Source organism: Ruegeria sp. SATB027 (genome assembly GCF_059613825.1).
On the sequence record NZ_JBXWTH010000005.1, the window covers coordinates 1 to 1,301 of the forward strand.

3 protein-coding genes are annotated in these 1,301 nt (G+C 48.8%); all 3 read left to right on the top strand.

The genetic code is table 11. The features are described 5' to 3' along the window. On the top strand, positions 1 to 246 hold a 246-nt coding region (locus AC2FPW_RS00395), incomplete at its 5' end, for a hypothetical protein (RefSeq protein ID WP_496812211.1). Continuing rightward, positions 243 to 728 carry a hypothetical protein gene (locus AC2FPW_RS00400; protein WP_496812212.1) on the top strand — a complete coding sequence of 162 codons (486 nt, stop codon included), beginning with the start codon at positions 243 to 245 and terminating at the stop codon, positions 726 to 728. The genes AC2FPW_RS00395 and AC2FPW_RS00400, both read left to right, overlap by 4 nt. Beyond that, on the top strand, positions 725 to 1,301 hold a 577-nt coding region (locus tag AC2FPW_RS00405; protein ID WP_496812213.1), incomplete at its 3' end, for an ATP-binding protein. The genes AC2FPW_RS00400 and AC2FPW_RS00405, both read left to right, overlap by 4 nt.

The following is a 1,301-nucleotide window of genomic DNA, read 5'->3' on the forward strand; positions in this document are numbered from 1 at the left end:
TATCCTGATTTTTGGGAAGCCTCGACAGAGTGTATCGACGCAGAAGAGGGCCGCCTTGAGATGGCTGGCGCCGAAGGCGACACCGCATCTCAACAGATCAATTCATCCATGGATCGTGTCGGTAGCGCCCTAAGAAGCCAAGTGCCCGGATTATCCGAAAAACAAGTTACGTCCATCTCCCAAGGCCAAGTGGGTACATGGCTGATTGAATGTCCACTTGATTTTGAAGAGCCGAAAGAAAAATGAGTTTTGAGTTAAACACGGATCGCAATTTTTCCTTTGAGCGAAAGCCGTCACCTGTCCCGGGAGACCTGCGAATTGGCTGGCGTTTGCCCCTAACACTGTTGATGCTGAACAGTTCTCACGGGAAAAAGGCTTCTCTCGCAAAGCTAAACCTGCTGAATGACGCACTTCGTTCCGAAAGGTCGCGCGAAAAACTGGGTAAAATAATTCGTGGTGAAACTGCGCTGATTGAGTGGCGAATGCGAGTGGAGCCAGCATTCGGGAGAAATGTAGATTTGATGACAGGGGGGCAACTTGCTGAATGGCGAATAGCCAACGGCAAGGCTGCGATTTGCCTTACCGACAAAGGGAAAGAAGTCGCAAAGCAACTCGACAAAGACGACAATAGTTTTGTTGCAGAGAAGGCCTTTCTCAAGGAGTTCTCAAAAAAGATAACCGAAGGCTTTGTGACACAGATCCTCCTAGCAAGCAGGGCCCCATCATGATTCAAGTTTGCACGTTGAAACTGAGGTCAGTCACGGCAAGCACCGTGTATGGGGTCGACCTAGATTTTTCGTCTGGCCTCAACATTGTCCAAGCTGACAACACTTCTGGCAAGTCAACTTGCCTACAGGCAATTATTTATGTTTTGGGATTAGAACGTTCGTTGAGCGCGAATTTGTCTGTTCCATTGCCGTTCGCAATGCGAGAACGAATTCATACCGCCAAAGATGACCCCTATGAGGAAGTGCTGCAATCGTATGTCGAGATTGAAGTCAGCAATCATAACGCAGAGAGACTTCGTATCCGGCGAAGCATAGTTGGGGAAGCCGACCCGAAACTCATCTCAACATGGTCAAAGGAAGAAACTGAGAGTGATGGTTCGGTAAGGGAAAAGCAGCGAGACTTTTTTGTCCATGATCCGGGTTCAGCTACGAGAGAAAGTGGTTTTCATCACTACCTCGCCGTTTTTTTAGGGTGGGAATTGCCGCATGTGCCTAGGTTTGATGGCACTGAGTGTCCCCTGTACCTAGAAACCCTATTCCCTATGTTCTTTGTGGAACAGAAGCGCGGTTGGT

Excerpts from the sequence above, each read along its gene's own strand:
- AC2FPW_RS00400 (WP_496812212.1), top strand. The coding sequence starts at position 243 with ATGAGTTTTGAGTTAAACACGGATCGCAATTTTTCCTTTGAGCGAAAG.